The organism is Streptomyces sp. NPDC058579 (genome assembly GCF_042718575.1).
In the GTDB taxonomy this organism is placed as follows: domain Bacteria; phylum Actinomycetota; class Actinomycetes; order Streptomycetales; family Streptomycetaceae; genus Streptomyces.
Genome location: NZ_JBHXPI010000011.1, coordinates 68825 through 83618, shown reverse-complemented (window position 1 = coordinate 83618; position 14794 = coordinate 68825). Strand labels below are relative to the sequence as shown.

10 protein-coding genes are annotated in these 14794 nt (G+C 73.5%); 4 read left to right on the top strand and 6 right to left on the bottom strand.

Annotation, left to right across the window (positions count from 1 at the left end):
- Positions 1-130: 130 nt before the first annotated feature.
- The 6 genes from ACFWRO_RS16430 to ACFWRO_RS16405 all read right to left on the bottom strand — a co-directional run bounded on the left by ACFWRO_RS16430 (position 131) and on the right by ACFWRO_RS16405 (position 9009).
- Positions 131-1003 (bottom strand): PIG-L deacetylase family protein, encoded by an 873-nt coding sequence (locus ACFWRO_RS16430; protein WP_384510317.1) that lies wholly within the window; start codon positions 1001-1003, stop codon positions 131-133.
- On the bottom strand, positions 985-2748 hold the full coding sequence (locus tag ACFWRO_RS16425; protein WP_384510314.1) for a glycosyltransferase family 4 protein: 1764 nt from the start codon (positions 2746-2748) through the stop codon (positions 985-987). The genes ACFWRO_RS16430 and ACFWRO_RS16425 overlap by 19 nt, the downstream gene beginning before the upstream one ends.
- Positions 2745-5471 carry a hypothetical protein gene (locus tag ACFWRO_RS16420; RefSeq protein ID WP_384510311.1) on the bottom strand — a complete coding sequence of 909 codons (2727 nt, stop codon included), beginning with the start codon at positions 5469-5471 and terminating at the stop codon, positions 2745-2747. The genes ACFWRO_RS16425 and ACFWRO_RS16420 overlap by 4 nt, the downstream gene beginning before the upstream one ends.
- Positions 5468-6919: a glycosyltransferase family 4 protein gene (locus tag ACFWRO_RS16415; RefSeq protein ID WP_384510309.1), complete on the bottom strand. Its 1452-nt coding sequence runs from the start codon at positions 6917-6919 to the stop codon at positions 5468-5470. The genes ACFWRO_RS16420 and ACFWRO_RS16415 overlap by 4 nt, the downstream gene beginning before the upstream one ends.
- A gap of 5 nt (positions 6920-6924) precedes the next feature.
- Positions 6925-7674 (bottom strand): glycosyltransferase, encoded by a 750-nt coding sequence (locus ACFWRO_RS16410; RefSeq protein WP_384510510.1) that lies wholly within the window; start codon positions 7672-7674, stop codon positions 6925-6927.
- Positions 7675-8262: 588 nt separating this feature from the next.
- Positions 8263-9009 (bottom strand): glycosyltransferase, encoded by a 747-nt coding sequence (locus tag ACFWRO_RS16405; protein WP_384510307.1) that lies wholly within the window; start codon positions 9007-9009, stop codon positions 8263-8265.
- 166 nt (positions 9010-9175) lie between these two features.
- Here ACFWRO_RS16405 and ACFWRO_RS16400 point away from each other — a divergent pair, with 166 nt between their 5' ends.
- The 4 genes from ACFWRO_RS16400 (at position 9176) to ACFWRO_RS16385 (ending at position 14711) form a co-directional block, all read left to right on the top strand.
- Positions 9176-10999: a glycoside hydrolase family 15 protein gene (locus tag ACFWRO_RS16400; RefSeq protein ID WP_384510304.1), complete on the top strand. Its 1824-nt coding sequence runs from the start codon at positions 9176-9178 to the stop codon at positions 10997-10999.
- Between the two features lie 31 nt (positions 11000-11030).
- Positions 11031-11333 (top strand): hypothetical protein, encoded by a 303-nt coding sequence (locus ACFWRO_RS16395; protein ID WP_384510302.1) that lies wholly within the window; start codon positions 11031-11033, stop codon positions 11331-11333.
- Positions 11334-11399: 66 nt separating this feature from the next.
- Positions 11400-12443: a phosphatase PAP2 family protein gene (locus ACFWRO_RS16390; RefSeq protein WP_384510299.1), complete on the top strand. Its 1044-nt coding sequence runs from the start codon at positions 11400-11402 to the stop codon at positions 12441-12443.
- 45 nt (positions 12444-12488) lie between these two features.
- A complete protein-coding gene (locus ACFWRO_RS16385) occupies positions 12489-14711 on the top strand; it encodes an NADP-dependent isocitrate dehydrogenase (protein WP_384510297.1) in 2223 nt (740 codons plus the stop codon).
- Positions 14712-14794: the final 83 nt, after the last annotated feature.

Sequence of the window (14794 nt, the reverse complement as noted above, 5' to 3'; positions counted from 1 at the left end):
CGAGCGGGAGCGGGAGGCGGCCCCGGCGGCATCGGCGGGACCATCGGCATCGGCGGGAACGGCGGCATGGGCGGGACCGTCGGCATGGGAGGGACTGGGGGGACCGGCGGTCCGGTCGTACGGGAGAGCGTCATGATCCGCCTCCCGTCCGGTGCGCCGGCGCGGCGCGCACGTCCTCGGTCAGCAGGTAGACCTCGGGCGCGAGCGGGATGGCTCCCTGCGGGAACAGGGCGTCCGCCTGGGTGCGGTAGCCCCGGATCAGCTCCTGCTTCTCGGCCAGGCCGTCCTCCCAGGCGCACGCGACGAAGTCGTGGCGCGCGGTGAAGGCGGGATCGGGCCGGTGCCGCTGGTTGTACGGGAAGTCGCTGTAGTACGCCACCCGTTGCCCGCTGCGCTCCGCCGCCGTACGGACCAGGACATGGTCGGCGTGGCCGCCGACGCCCAGCGGCGCGAGGACCAGGCCCCGGCCGGGGGGCAGTAGCGCGGCGATCACCTTGGTGGCCGCGTTCAGGGTCTTCGCGTCGTGGCGGGAGACCCGGCCGCGCGACAGATGGAGCCGGTACGTGGGATAGACGTGGTCGATCTCCGGCAGCCTCCCCGCCAGGCCGCCCGTGTGCGGCGACCGGCCGCTCCTGCGCCGGAAAAGACCGTCCACCAGGCCGAGGTGACTCCACGCGACGCCCAGCTCCGCCATGACGGCCCGGTCCTCGTCCCGCCGGGCCGCGTACAGCTCCTCGGCGTCCGTGGCCCCGGTCTGCCGCAGGTACTGCCGGCCGGACAGGGTGTACGGCGGCGGCGCGGCCTCCGTGAAGAACGACACGACCGTGACCGGGGCCCGCACGCGCGCGTGCAGCAGCAGCGCGCCGCACGACAGCACCGCGTCGTCGAGGTGCGGCGACAACGCGATCAGCGGCTGTCCGGCGTCGATCTCGGCCGCCATCGCCTCGGCGGTCGCCGTCCGGGGAGTCGTGGGAGTCCGGGAGGTCAGTGGCTGGTCGGCCATGGCGCACCCCTCCTGTCCTTCCGCGGCCGCCGCCCGGCGGCCGGAGTGTCGATCAGACGGCGCGTCAGGGCCAGATACCGGCCCGTCATCTCCTCCCAGGTGTAGCGCTGGGCCGCGTGCCCCGCGCGCCGGCCGAGCGCGCGGCGCGCCGCCTCGTCGGAGGCCAGCATCCGCATCCGGTCGCCCAGCGCGGCCACGTCGAACGGCGGGACGGCGACATCGCCGCCGTCGCTCATCCACCGCAGCGCGGGCAGATCGAAGTGCAGGACCGGTTTCCCGTACGACATGGCCTCCAGCGCCACCAGGCCGAAGGTCTCGTGGCGCGACGGCATGACCAGGAAGGCGCTGTCGCGCAGCAGGTCGCGCTTGAGCTCCTCCCCGGCGAACCCCACCCAGCGGACGCTGCCCGGGTGCGCGGCGAGCAGCGCCGCCAGCCTGCGTTCCTCGGTCTGTGTGCCGCTGCCGGCGAGCACGAGCGGCAGCGGGGGGCGGCCCCTCCGGTAGGCCTCCAGGAGCAGGTCGATCCCCTTGACCCAGGTGTCGATCCGCCCGAGGAACAGGATGTGGTCCCCGCCGCCGAGCCGGGCGTCGTCGATCTGCCGCCGCTGGACGCCGTTGGCGATCACCTGTACGTCGGCCCGGGGGCTGAGCCGCCGGACGGCGGAGGCGTCGGCCTCGTTCATCACCACGATGTGCCGGTAGCAGCGCAACCCGAGCCGCTCCACCAGGAAGAACGGGATGTGGTAGCGGCGCCACAGCGCCTCCGCGCTGCGGCCCTGGTCGACGCCGACGACCGGGGCGCGGGTGAACAGCGGCAGGAAGCTCGTCGAGAACGGCGGGGTGAAGCTCTCCAGCCACGCGTCGTGCGGCAGCCTGCGGGCCAGGAACGGGAGCAGGGCCAGGAAGACGAGCTGCCCGGCGCGCGGACCGGCCCGGCGGACCGGCAGGTAGACGTAGCGGATCCCGTCCCGCGACCGGGTGCCACCGTGCTTCCCGGCCGTCACCACGGTCACGTCGAAGTCGTCCGCGAGCCGGCGGGCGACCTTCTCCACCACCAGGGCCCCGCCGCCCCGGTAGTCGGGGTTGCCCGCGTCGTCGAAGATCGAGACGACGACCCGCCCGCGCGCCGTCGGGGGCGGCCCGTCCCCGACGTCCGGCAGCCGCCGCCTCCGTACGGTGTCCAGTACGCGTTCCGAGGCGTCGGCCGCGATCCGGGACGGGGCACGCTCGCCGTCGAGGCGGACCACGCGGGGCAGGCGCGCGGCCCAGGCGCGGTAGCGCGCCTCCTCGATGAGCGGCGAGCGGGCCGTCCCCTCCCGGTCGGGCCCTCGAAGGGCCGTGGTCGGAGTGCTCTCGATGAGCAGGGTCAGATCGTGGCGGCGGGCGAGCCGGACGAAGGGGCCCGAGGCGCCGCCGCCCGGCGGCACGTCGAAGGCGACAAGCCCGTCCAGCGGCCCCCGGTCCGTCAGGACGACCGCGGGGCGTCCCAGGGCTCGTACCGCCAGCGCACGCCGTGCGGCGGACGTCCGTACGGCCAGTTCGCCCGCGTGGACCAGGGCGTGGGCACGGCGCGCCCGGGGGCCCCGGCGCGCGGACCCACGGCAGAGGAAGCAGCCGTGGTCGTCGAGGGTCGTCACCGCGAAGCCGCGCTCCCGCAGCAGCCCGGCGAGCCGCGGGACCAGCGCGGACGTGCTCGCGCCCGCGGGTCCTGAGACCGCGACCAGGAGGGGCCTCGCCGTGTTCATGAGGGGTGCCTCCGCAGTCGCTCGGTGACGGTGAGCGGTACGCGCACGGCGACCTCGCGGGCGGCCGCGCCCGCCCGCCCGCGGGTCAGCAGGTGTCCGGCGTGCCCGGCGCCGGTGCGCAGCGAGGTGGTGACCGGCAGCGGGAGGGGGAGCCGGACGAGCGCGCCGCGGTCGAGGCGCGCGATCGCCTCCATCGCGAGGGCCAGGGCCTGCCCGCCGCCGGCGAACCAGCCCTCGCGGGCGGCCTGGGTGCGGGCCTCGGCCAGCACCTCGGGAGCCAGGAGCTCGCGCAGCGCGAGGAGTTCGGAGAGGTCGAGCGAGAGGTTCCGGAAGACTCCGTGGGCCAGCCTGATCCTCAGCCGGTCGGCCGGGCAGGGGACGAACCAGGCACGGCCGTCGCGGTCGGGAACGGCGTGGGCGAACAGCCGGTCGGCGGCGATGACAGGGACGCCGAACCAGGACACCGAGGTGCGCAGATGGGCGCAGGGGCCGCCGGGCGGCTCCGGGAGCACCGTGGCGGACCGTTCCGGCCAGTACGCCGGGCGTCGCGCGTACCAGCCGTCGAGCGCCGTCCGCGCGGCCTTCCAGCGGTCCGCGGGGACGACCAGGTCGAAGGCGCCGTCCACGTGGTCGCCGCCCGGGTCGTCGTCGACGAGCAGGGTGGGCACTCCGGCGTCGCCGAGCCGCTCCGTCGAGACGACGAGGTTGTGCCGGAAGAGCCGGGTCGCGTCGCTCACCGCGTCGGCGGTCGCGGCCAGTTGACCGGGGTAGGCCCGCGCGAGACGGCCCTCGACCCGGTTGCGGCGGGCGGTGGCCAGCGCGGCGCGCAGCTCCTCGTCCGGCGCGAGCGGCGGGTCGTCCCGCCAGACGGCGTCGGTGAGCAGCCGGAGCGCCCGCTCGTCGGGGCCGGGGGTCCGCACCGGGCGGGCGTCCCGGCGGTACGGCTTCGGGTGCAGCTTCGGGGGCGGCTTCGGGTACGGAGCCCGGTCCGGCACACCGGGTTCCGTACCGCCCCGCCCGGTCCCGTGCACGGTCCCGTCCGGGTGGCTGGCACCCGGAACGCCGTCGATCGGGCCTGTGGCGTTCCCGCCCGGCGGGTCCGCGTCGGGAGGGTCCGCGTCGGGAGGGTCCGTGTCCGGCGGGTCCGTGTCGGGCGGCTCGTGGGCGACGGGCTCGCCGCGCCGGCGGAAGAAGCGCCAGAGCGCCACGGCCGTGGTGAGCACGGCGGCGATCAACCAGGCGATGGCATGGGGCCGGAGCGCCACCAGCACCCCGGCGAGGAGCAGGGGCGGCAGCAGGGCGCGGAGCACGGCGGCGCGCGGAACGGTGCGCGGGGAGCCGGCCGGCCCGGCGGCCCTCCTGCGGACCGCCTCGCGGACGAGCAGGACGCCCAGAGCGGCCACCGTCCCGCACATCCCGCCGATCGCCATCCCCAGCACACCGCCGGCCACCCACCCGGTCGTCAGCCCGGTCACGTAACAGACCAGGCCGGCGAGGAGCGGACGCAGTGTCGCGTAGTCGTTCACCGCCTGCGAGAAGGTCACGAGGAGGGACAGCGCGCCCAGCGCGAGACCGGCGACCGCCGTGCACGCCATCAGCGTGCTCATCCTCGTGTAGTCGTCGGGGAAGACGGTGGTGAGTACGGCGCCCGGCGCCGTGGCCGCGACCACGGCCAGCGGCAGGGCCACCGTGAGGTACATGCCCATCGCGCGGGTGGCGAGCGGCGTCCCGGCCCGCCGCCGGGAGAGCGCCGGCAGGAACGCGATGGAGACGGCCCCGGCGAGGAACAGGGGGACCCGCCCCAGCATCACGGAAGCCTGATAACTCGCCGCGTCGGCCCGCTCGGCGGGCAGCATCGCCACCAGGACGACGTCGAGCGCGGCCATCAGCGCGATGGCGCCCTGGAGGGACGCGACACCGACGGCGCGCCGCCACAGCTCCCGGTTGGCGGTGGCCGCGAGCCACGGCCGCCGGCCCGGACTGCGGTAGCGGTGCGGAAGGAAGAGCGTGAACGGCGCCACGGCGATGCCGAACGCCGCCAGGGCGCCCGCCTCGCCCAGATCGAGCGCCGACACGAGGAAGAGACCGATGCCGAGCTTCAGGACGGCTTCGACGACGGTCAGCGACGCCAGGGTCCGCAGCCGCTCGGTGCCCTGCAGCCAGCCGACGCAGATCCGGGTCACGTAGATGAGCAGGGTGCTGGCCCCGATCACCAGCGTGGTGCCGAGCCCGGCGAACTCGGTGGCCACCGCGCCCACGACGGCCGCGGCCAGGACACCGCCCGCGACGGCCGTCACCACGGCGAAGCGGATCGCCTCCCCGCGCTCGGCGTCCGATCGGGCCCGGGCCAGTGCCTGCGCCAGCATCCACGGGACGGTGACCACGGCGATGGCCGCCGTGCACACGATCAGCCCCTGCCCGGCGGCGAACGTGGCGTACGCGCCGACGTCGAGCAGCCGCGTGAGCGCGAGCGCGTACACGTAGTTGACCACGCCGACCGTGACGGCGGCGGTGGCGATCCACCGCGCCCCGTGCACCGCCGTGACCTCGTCCGGGGCCGGGACTTCGGGCCCGACTGCGATGTCGGCCGAGGCCGGGACTTCAGGCCTCGCCGCCACGTCGGCCCCGCCGGGGACTTCGGCAGGGTCGACCTCGGCCGCGCGGGCCTCGACCGTATGGGGGTAGGCCGTGCGGGAGGCGGTGTCGGGTCCTGTGGTCGTCATGGCGTGACGCCTCCGGGACCGGTCGCGGTGTTCCCCCGGGGAGGGCTCGCCGTGCCGACGAGCACGTCCCGGCCGCCGGCGAGCGTGACGGTCGCCTCGCGCACGTCGAGCCTCCTCAGGGCCTCCAGCGCCCGCACCTCGTCGCAGCCGTGCAGGATCAGCCGGAAGCCGTCTCCGTCGCGGCTCCACACGTCCGTTCCGCGCAGCGTGCGCCGCAGCGCCCGCTCCGTCGCCTCGGCGTCCCGCGCGGTGAAGCGCGTGACGACCGCCAGGTCGCTCGCCGTGCGCCGCGAGCGCCGGTGCCGGTGGATCCGCTGGAGGTCTTCGAGCACCACCCGCGCGAGCCGTTCGGCGCTCGCGTCCCAGGAGAACGCGGCGGCCCAGGAGCGGCAGCGGGTGGCCATGGACGTACGGGCCTCCGGCCGCGCCAGCTCGTCCAGGGCCGCCGCGACCCCGTCGGCGAGATCGGCCGAGGACGGCAGCAGCCAGCCGTTGACGCCGGGCTTGATCGCGTCGCGCAGCCCGGGCACGTCGTAGGCGAGGGCGGGCGTGCCCCCCGCGTTCGCCTCGATCACGGTGAGGCCCCAGCCCTCGGCGACGGACGGCACGACCGTGAGCCACGCGTGGCGGAAGAGTTCGCTCTTGCGTTCCTCCGAGACGTGCCCGTGCAGGACGACGGCGGAGCCGACGCCGAGTTCCTCGGCGAGCGCCCCGAGCCGCTCCCGTTCGGGTCCGTCGCCGCAGATGTCGACCCGGAGGTCCGGCACCTTCCGCAGCAGTGCGGGCACGGCCCGGACCAGCAGGTCCACCCGCTTCTGCGGCATCAGCCGGCTGACGACCGTGATCGCGGGGGTCGCGCTGCGCGGCCCGTCGGGGGCCTCGGACACGGCGTGCGGGCTGCCGTTGGGCACGATGTGGATGGGGTTGCCGAAGCCGAGCTCGCGCCGGGCCCCTTCCCGCGTCGACGGCGAGACGACCACCATCGGCCGCCCCCGGTACACCCGCCGGCTCACCTGCTTCTCCAGGAACCTGCCGACCGCGTTGAGCGGCCAGTCGAAGCGGACGTCGAACTGCTCCTGGTGGATGTGGTGGATGACGCAGATGTCGGCGGTCCAGCGCGGGGTGAACAGCGGTGAGAAGAACGGGATCCCGTTCTGGAAGTCGACCACCGCGTCGTACGCGTGCCGGTTCGCCAGCAGGTGCCGGGCTGCCGCCGCGTACACGCCGAACGTGCCGCCGGCGCGCACGATCCGGATGCCGTCGCGGTACTCGCGGGCCGGGGCGCCGGGGCAGCGGGCCGAGACGAGCGTGAGGTGCGCTCCGGCCGCCGAGAACCGCCGGGCGATCTCCCAGCAGTACGCCTCGGCCCCGCCGGCGTCGGGATGGGCGGGGTCGCGCCAGTTCAGGAACGCGATGTCGGTACGGGCGAGTTGGTCGAGGGCGGTCATCGCGATCACCTGGCCAGCGAGATCCGCAGCAGATCGGCCATCGACCGCAGGCCGTCACGGCGGGCCGAGAACGTCGACCCCGGGACGTCCGACCAGGCCACCGGGACCTCGACGACGTCGCGCCCGGCGCGGACGACACGGGCGAGCATCTCGACGTCGAAGGCGAATCCGTCGATGTGGCAGTCGCGCACCACCTCGCGGATCAGCGGCCCGGAGAAGAACTTGAACCCGCACTGGGTGTCGGCGATCCCCGGCAGGGTCAGATGGGCGAGCGTACGGAACAGCAGGCCGCCGCCCCTCCGGAGCACCGACTGCTCGACCTCCAGCTGGGCCCCGGGCGCGTGCCGGGAGGCGATGACGGCGCCGTGCCCCGCGCGCAGCAGCTCCATCACCCGGTCGAGGGTCTCGATGGGGGTCGCGTTGTCGGCGTCGGCGAAGCCGATGAAGCGGGCGGAGGAGGTGATGATCCCGCGCCGGACGGCCGCGCCCTTGCCCTGCTCGCTGCAGCCGATCACGTGCAGTCCCACGGGCGGTTCGGCGAGACCGTCCAGGGCGTCCAGGGTTCCGTCGGCGCTGTTGTTGTCCACCACGACCACGGCGGACGACCACGGGCGGGCGGCGAGGAACGCCGTCGTCGCCTTGATCGTCGAGGGAAGCCGGCGCTGCTCGTTGAAGGCCGGAATGATCAGTTCGAGGTCCACGGCCGGCCGGGTCAGCCAGCGGGGGAGCGGTGCGTGTGCGCGCACGGCGACCATCACGCCTCGCCTCCTTCGGGGGCGCGGCGCGCGGAGCGTCGCGGAGTCGTACGGCGGATCGGGGCGTAGGCGTACGCGTACGCGCGGGACGCGTCAGGCTGCCGCCCTGGACGGTCGGAGTGACGGGAGGGGTGCGAGCGGCCGGTGGGGCCGGACGGGCTGGAGTGGCCGGAGTGGCGGGATTCGCCGGGATGGTCCGCTGGGCCGGAGCCTCGCGAACCGCCGGACCGTCGCCTGTTCGCGGCGCGGGCGCGGACGGTGCGCGAGCGCCGCCGTCGGGCCGTCGGCCTCGGCACGCGAGGCGCGGTGCGACAGTGCCGGACCGCCGAGAACATGCGGTCGGAGGCGCGCCGGGCGGGGTGGGCGGTGGGGCGACGCGGTGAGAAGCGGGCCGGGCGGTGCCGGGATTCGGCCGTGGGCCAGTCGGTCACCCGCCGCAGTGGATGCGGACCGGGTGCCGTCGGCGTTCGGCTGAGGCGCTGTGCGGTCACGGCGTACTACTTCCGGCCACCGACCCTGTCGAGGGCCTGGGTCTGATTCGCGTAGAAAATGCCTGACTTCAACCGTTAGCATCCGATATCTGATCCGTCAAGCAGGGTGCGCGCCTTCCGCGCGCTTCTCGCGCCGCGTTCGGGGAGCGAGCCGGAGCAGGGCGTTGTGCGGGCGTTCGTCGAGCAGTCCGCCCAGGATGCGTGCCCCGTCACGGACCGTGCGGGGGTGCGACGGGCCGTGGTGGCCGGGCCCTTCGAGGCTGGGCACCTCGGCGATGCGCAGCCCGTAGTGCAGGGCGTGGGTGACCAGTTCGCCGCCCAGCTCGACGCCGTCCTCCCGCAGGTCGAGGAGGTCGACGAAGCCGCGGCGGAAGGCGCAGAAGCCGTACCAGAGGTCGGTGAGTCGTTGACCGTACAACCGCCGGGCGACCCGGAGCAGTGCGCCGTGCCCGGCCCGGCGCAGCAGCGGGTAGTCGGCGGTGCCGCCGCCGGCGATGAAGCGCGAGCCCTTGACGAAGTCGTACCCGCTGTCGAGGTAGTGCAGGTAGTGCGGGATCTCCTGCGGCGACATGCTGCCGTCCGCGCCCATCAGCACGATGAGGTCGCCGGTGGCGGCGCTCAGGCCCGCGTGCGGGATGTCGCCCGCCTCGCAGTTCCACGGCCCGAGCCCGCGCACGGTCACGGAGGCGCTGTCGCGTTCGCCGGTCGCGCGCTGCCCGTCCGCCGCGTACCCGTCGTCCGCCGCGTACCCGACGAGGATCACCTCGTGGACGTCGGCCGGCAGCTGCGCGAGCAGCCAGCCGGGGTCGCGGTCGCCGGGGCGCACCGGCACGACGAGAGTCACGGAACGGCTGTCGGCCTCCGGCGGAAGGTCGGTCGACCGGCGCAGTGGATGTGGCCCGTTACCCATCGGTACGGCTTTCTCCAGAAGCTCTCCGGAATCCGAGAGCGACCTTTCTCAGGATCCTGCGGATAATGCCACGCCGTCAAGGCGGGATTACAATCCCCACATGGCAGGGCGAATTGAGGACTACGCCCTCATCGGTGATCTGGAGACGGCCGCGCTGATCGGGATGGACGGTGCTGTCGACTGGTGGTGTGCACCCCGATTCGACTCACCCGCCTGTTTCGCCGCGATTCTCGGAGACGAATCCCACGGGCAGTGGAGCCTGGCGCCGGTCGGCAACCGTCCCTGTAGTCGCCGGAGTTACCGGGGCGATTCCCTCGTCCTCGAATCGGTCTGGGAAACCGTCTCCGGGGCGGTACGCATCACGGACTTCATGCCGCCCCGCGAGCAGACCCCGCGGATCGTCCGGCTGGTCGAGGGGATCGCCGGACAGGTCGATCTGCACGGGGAGTTGAGGCTGCGCTTCAACCACGGCAGCGTCGTCCCCTGGTCATACCCGATCGACGGGCGCACGGTCGCGACGGTCGCGGGGCCGGACGCGGCGTACCTCATCTCCGGACCCGGCGCCGAGGTCACCGTCACCAACTCGTGCACCACGATCGACGTCTCCGTGACGGCCGGTCAGAAAGTCTCCTTCGTCCTCGGCTGGCGGCCCTCGCATTCCGCGCCCCCGACCCCGCCCGACGTGTCCGCCGAATTGGACCGGACGCTCGCCTTCTGGAACGAATGGGCCGGGCAGCTCCGTTATGACGGTCCGTATCGCGAAGCCGTCATGAGATCGCTGCTCACCCTGAAAGCCCTCACCTACGAGCCGACCGGCGGGGTCGTCGCCGCGGCCACCGCCTCGCTCCCCGAATCCATCGGGGGCGAGCGTAATTGGGACTACCGCTTCTGCTGGCTGCGCGATTCCACCTTCACCCTCTCCTGTCTGCTGCGCAGCGGATACCACCGCGAGGCGCTCGCCTGGAAGGACTGGCTCGTCCGCACCGTCGCCGGAGATCCGGCGGACCTGCAGCCGCTCTACGGAGTCGCCGGGCAGCGCAACGTCCCCGAGATACGGGCCGACTGGCTGCCCGGCTACGAGGGCTCCCGGCCGGTCCGGCTCGGCAACGCGGCCGTCGACCAGTTCCAACTGGACATCTACGGCGAGGTGTTGAGCACGATCTACTCGGCCGTGCGGGCCGGCGTCGCCATCGACCCGCACGTGTGGAGCCTGATGGCCGCGCTCATGGAGTACGTCGAGAAGCGGCGGCAGGATCCCGACGAGGGCATCTGGGAGGTGCGCGGCCCCCGCCGCCACTTCGTCCACTCCAAGGTCATGGCCTGGGTCGCCGCCGACCGCGCCCTGCGGCTCGCCCGCATCGCCGGGCAGCGCACCTCCGTCCGGCGCTGGCAGGCCCTGCGCCGTGACCTGAAGGACGAGGTGTGCGCGCTCGGCTGGAGCGAGGAACAGCGGTCGTTCGTCCAGTACTACGGAGCCCGCCGCATCGACGCGACGGCGCTGCTGATCCCCCGCCTCGGCTTCCTCCCGCCGACCGACCCCCGCGTCCTGAGCACCGTCGACGCGATGTCCCGGCTCGACGACCGCGGCTTCCTGCGGCGGTACGCGGACGTGGGCAACGGCGAGGTGCACGAGGTCGACGGCCTCGACGGCGCCGAAGGGGCCTTCCTGGCCTGCACGTTCTGGTACGCCGACGCCCTGGCGATGACCGGGCGCCCGGCCGAGGCTCGTACCGTCTTCGAGCGGGTCCTCGACGTCCGCAACGACGTCGGCCTGCTCTCCGAGGAATGGGACCCGCACGCCCGCCGCCAGCTCGGCAACACACCCCAGGCACTCAGTCACGTCGCCCTGGTCAACACGGCCTTCACCCTCTTCGGAACACGTCGCCAGAACCGATCATCCGCGGGGCGCGCGGCTGTGACATGATCCCGCCGACATCGTTCGGAAGGGGCGGGACATGGGTGCGGGCGGGTACTTCGGCATAGGGAGCGGCATCCTCGGGCTGCTGCTCCTGGCCGGCGGCGTGGCGGCGCTCAGGCACGGCTGGATGCTCCCCTACCAGCGGCGCTGGATCCACAGCGCCCCGCTCTTCGGCTGGGCCCAGCTGGTCATGGCGGCCTCCTTCCTGATCCAGGGCATCGCCGGCGCGCTCGTCGACGACCGCGGCGCACGCAGCGTCCTGAACTTCGTCGGCATCGCGGCCCTCTTCGGCGGCCTCCTCCTGATCACCCTCGCCCAGCGCCCCCGCCGCACCCCCTGACCCCTCGGCGATTCGTTCGGGTGCGTCCAGCGGGCGCCCCGGGGCACGCCGGGTTCGAATCGGAGCATGGCTCCCTACGACAGGCTCCGCCCCGACGGCAGCGCGCGGCCCCTGGAGACCGGCACCTGGTGGTACGCCGCCGTCGCCGGTGAAGCGGCCGACTCCTTCAGCGGCCGTGTCCGCAAGCGGATGCGGCGTGCCTGCCTCGGTTCGGTCCTGCTCGTGGCGGTCGTCTACGCCGGGCTCGTCCTGACCGCGACCGGGCAGCGCTGGGAGAACGCCGTCCTCACCGGCCGGCTCACCGACGAGACGCTGGCCGCCGCCCACGAGGCGAACCGGAGCCTCCAGCACATCACCGTCTCCTCCCTCGTCGTCGCCCTGCTCGTCCTGGCCGCCATCGGCACCCTGCGCAAGCGGTACACGCTGACGGCCGCCGCGCTCGGCACCGTCACCGCCTCCCTGGTCCTGGCCGAGGTGCTCAAGCGCATCCTCCTGGTCCGGCCCGACCTGGTCGAGGCGCCCCCGAACCTGACACAGAACACCTTCCCGAGCGGGCACACCACGATCGCGACCAGCGTGATGTTCGGGCTCGTCCTGGTCGTCCCGTACGGGGTGCGCGGCCTCGCCGTGGGCCTGTGCGCCCTGTGGGCGATCGCCGTCGGCGCGTACACCGTGGCGGCCGGCTGGCACCGCCCCAGCGACGTGCTCGGCGCCGACCTCCTCGTCCTCGCCGTCGCCTGCGGCCTCCTCGCGCTCCTCGCCCGCCGGGGCAAGGTCGCCCCCGCCCGCACCCGCCGCTTCCCGCTCCGCGCCCTCTTCGTGATCGTGCCCCTGGCCCTCGCCGCCGTCGGCGGCCTCGGCCTCGGAACCGTCCTCCTCGTCGACTCCATGTTCGTCCTCGACCCGGCGGACCCGGCCGTCCCCCGCCTCGCCTACCTGGGCGGCCACGCCCTCGCCGCCGGGGCCGGCGCGGCCGTCGCGCTGCTGCTCCTCGGCCTGCTCCGCCACGTCGACCTGGACGCCTGCCCCGCCCCGTACCGGCTCACGGGCACCCTCGCTACCGAGGAGGCGGGGCCCTTTCCCACCGAGGCGGATCACGAGATATCTTGATGTCGAGCAATCTCGCAGACGCAGACGTGGAGCGGAGCACACCCGGTGACTGACTCGACCATCATCTACACCCACACTGACGAGGCGCCCGCCCTGGCGACGTACTCGTTCCTGCCCGTGATCCAGGCCTACGCCTCGACGGCCGGAGTCAATGTCGAGACCCGTGACATCTCCCTGGCCGGGCGCATCATCGCCGGTTTCCCCGAGCGTCTCGAAGAGGGCCAGCGCATCGCGGACGCCCTCGCGGAGCTCGGCGCGCTCGCCAAGACGCCCGAGGCGAACATCATCAAGCTGCCGAACATCTCGGCGTCCATCCCGCAGCTGAAGGCCGCGATCGCCGAGCTCCAGGCGCAGGGCTACGCCCTCCCGGACTACCCGGACGACCCGCAGACCGACGAGGACAAGGACGTCCGCGCCCGTTACGACAAGGTCAAGGGCAGCGCCGTCAACCCGGTCCTGCGCGAGGGCAACTCCGACCGCCGCGCCCCCGGCTCGGTCAAGAACTACGCCAAGACGCACCCGCACCGCATGGGCGCCTGGTCGGCCGACTCCAAGACCAACGTCGCCACCATGGGTCAGAACGACTTCCGCTCCACCGAGAAGTCCGCGACCGTCTCCGAGGACGGCACGCTGCGCATCGAGCACGTCGCCGCCGACGGCACCACCACCGTCCTGCGCGAGTCGGTACCCGTCCTCGCCGGTGAGGTCGTCGACGCCTCCGTCATGCACGTCGCCGCCCTGCGCACCTTCCTCGGCGAGCAGATCGCCCGCGCCAAGGCCGAGGACGTGCTCTTCTCGGTGCACCTCAAGGCGACGATGATGAAGGTCTCCGACCCGATCGTCTTCGGCCACGTCGTGCGCGCCTTCTTCCCGAAGACCTTCGCGAAGTACGGCGAGGCGCTCGTCGCCGCCGGCCTGTCGCCCAACGACGGCCTCGGCACCATCCTCAAGGGCCTGGAGAACGTCCCGCACCTCGGTGAGGAGATCACGGCCTCCTTCGACGCCGAGATCGCCGAGGGCCCGGCCCTCGCCATGGTCGACTCCGACAAGGGCATCACCAACCTGCACGTGCCGTCCGACGTCATCGTCGACGCCTCGATGCCGGCCATGATCCGCACCTCCGGCCACATGTGGGGCCCGGACGGCCAGGAGGCCGACACCCTCGCCGTCCTCCCGGACAGCAGCTACGCCGGTGTCTACCAGGCCGTCCTCGACGACTGCCGCGCCCACGGCGCCTTCGACCCGTCGACCATGGGCTCCGTCCCGAACGTCGGCCTGATGGCGCAGAAGGCCGAGGAGTACGGCTCCCACGACAAGACGTTCGAGATCGCCGCGGCCGGCACCGTCCGCCTCGTCGACGCCGCCGGCAACGTGGTCCTGGAGCAGGAGGTCGCCGAGGGCGACATCTTCCGCGCCTGCCAGACCAAGGACCTCCCGATCCAGGACTGGGTCAAGCTCGCCGTCACCCGCGCCCGCGCCACCGGCGTCCCGGCCGTCTTCTGGCTGGACGAGACCCGCGCCCACGACGCCGAGCTGATCGCCAAGGTCAACGCGTACCTGGCGGAGCACGACACCGAGGGCCTGGACATCAAGATCCTCGCCCCGGTCGACGCGACCACGTTCTCGCTGGAGCGCATCCGCCGCGGCGAGGACACCATCTCCGTCACCGGCAACGTCCTGCGCGACTACCTGACCGACCTCTTCCCGATCCTGGAGCTGGGCACCAGCGCCAAGATGCTGTCGGTCGTCCCGCTGATGGCGGGCGGCGGCCTCTTCGAGACCGGCGCCGGCGGCTCCGCCCCGAAGCACGTCCAGCAGCTCGTCAAGGAGAACTACCTCCGCTGGGACTCCCTCGGCGAGTTCTTCGCCCTGGCCGCCAGCTTCGAGCACCTCGCCACCACCACGGGCAACGCCCGCGCCCAGGTCCTCGCCGACACCCTCGACCGCGCCACCGGCACCTTCCTCAACGAGGACAAGTCGCCGACCCGTCGCGTCGGTGGTATCGACAACCGCGGCAGCCACTTCTACCTGGCCCTGTACTGGGCCCAGGAGCTGGCCAAGCAGACCGACGACGCGCAGCTCGCCGAGGCCTTCGCCGGCCTGGCCAAGACCCTGACCGAGCAGGAGGGCGCCATCGTCTCCGAGCTCAACGCGGTCCAGGGCTCCCCGGCCGAGATCGGCGGCTACTACCAGCCCGACCCGGCCAAGGCCGCCGCCGTGATGCGCCCGTCCGCCACCTTCAACGAGGCCATCGCGTCCCTCGCCTGATCCCGGCGCGACAGCGGAACCGCCCCGGCCGGAATTCCTCCGGCCGGGGCGGTCCCGTCGGTGGCGCATGTGGCATTCGGGTG

Bases quoted from the DNA above. Each gene is read 5' to 3' on its own strand.
- ACFWRO_RS16395 (WP_384510302.1), top strand. From the start codon at position 11,031: ATGGGTGCGGGCGGGTACTTCGGCATAGGGAGCGGCATCCTCGGGCTG.
- ACFWRO_RS16400 (WP_384510304.1), top strand. From the start codon at position 9,176: ATGGCAGGGCGAATTGAGGACTACGCCCTCATCGGTGATCTGGAGACG.
- ACFWRO_RS16390 (WP_384510299.1), top strand. From the start codon at position 11,400: ATGGCTCCCTACGACAGGCTCCGCCCCGACGGCAGCGCGCGGCCCCTG.
- ACFWRO_RS16425 (WP_384510314.1), bottom strand. From the start codon at position 2,748: ATGAACACGGCGAGGCCCCTCCTGGTCGCGGTCTCAGGACCCGCGGGC.
- ACFWRO_RS16430 (WP_384510317.1), bottom strand. From the start codon at position 1,003: ATGGCCGACCAGCCACTGACCTCCCGGACTCCCACGACTCCCCGGACG.
- ACFWRO_RS16420 (WP_384510311.1), bottom strand. From the start codon at position 5,471: ATGACGACCACAGGACCCGACACCGCCTCCCGCACGGCCTACCCCCAT.
- ACFWRO_RS16410 (WP_384510510.1), bottom strand. From the start codon at position 7,674: ATGGTCGCCGTGCGCGCACACGCACCGCTCCCCCGCTGGCTGACCCGG.
- ACFWRO_RS16415 (WP_384510309.1), bottom strand. From the start codon at position 6,919: ATGACCGCCCTCGACCAACTCGCCCGTACCGACATCGCGTTCCTGAAC.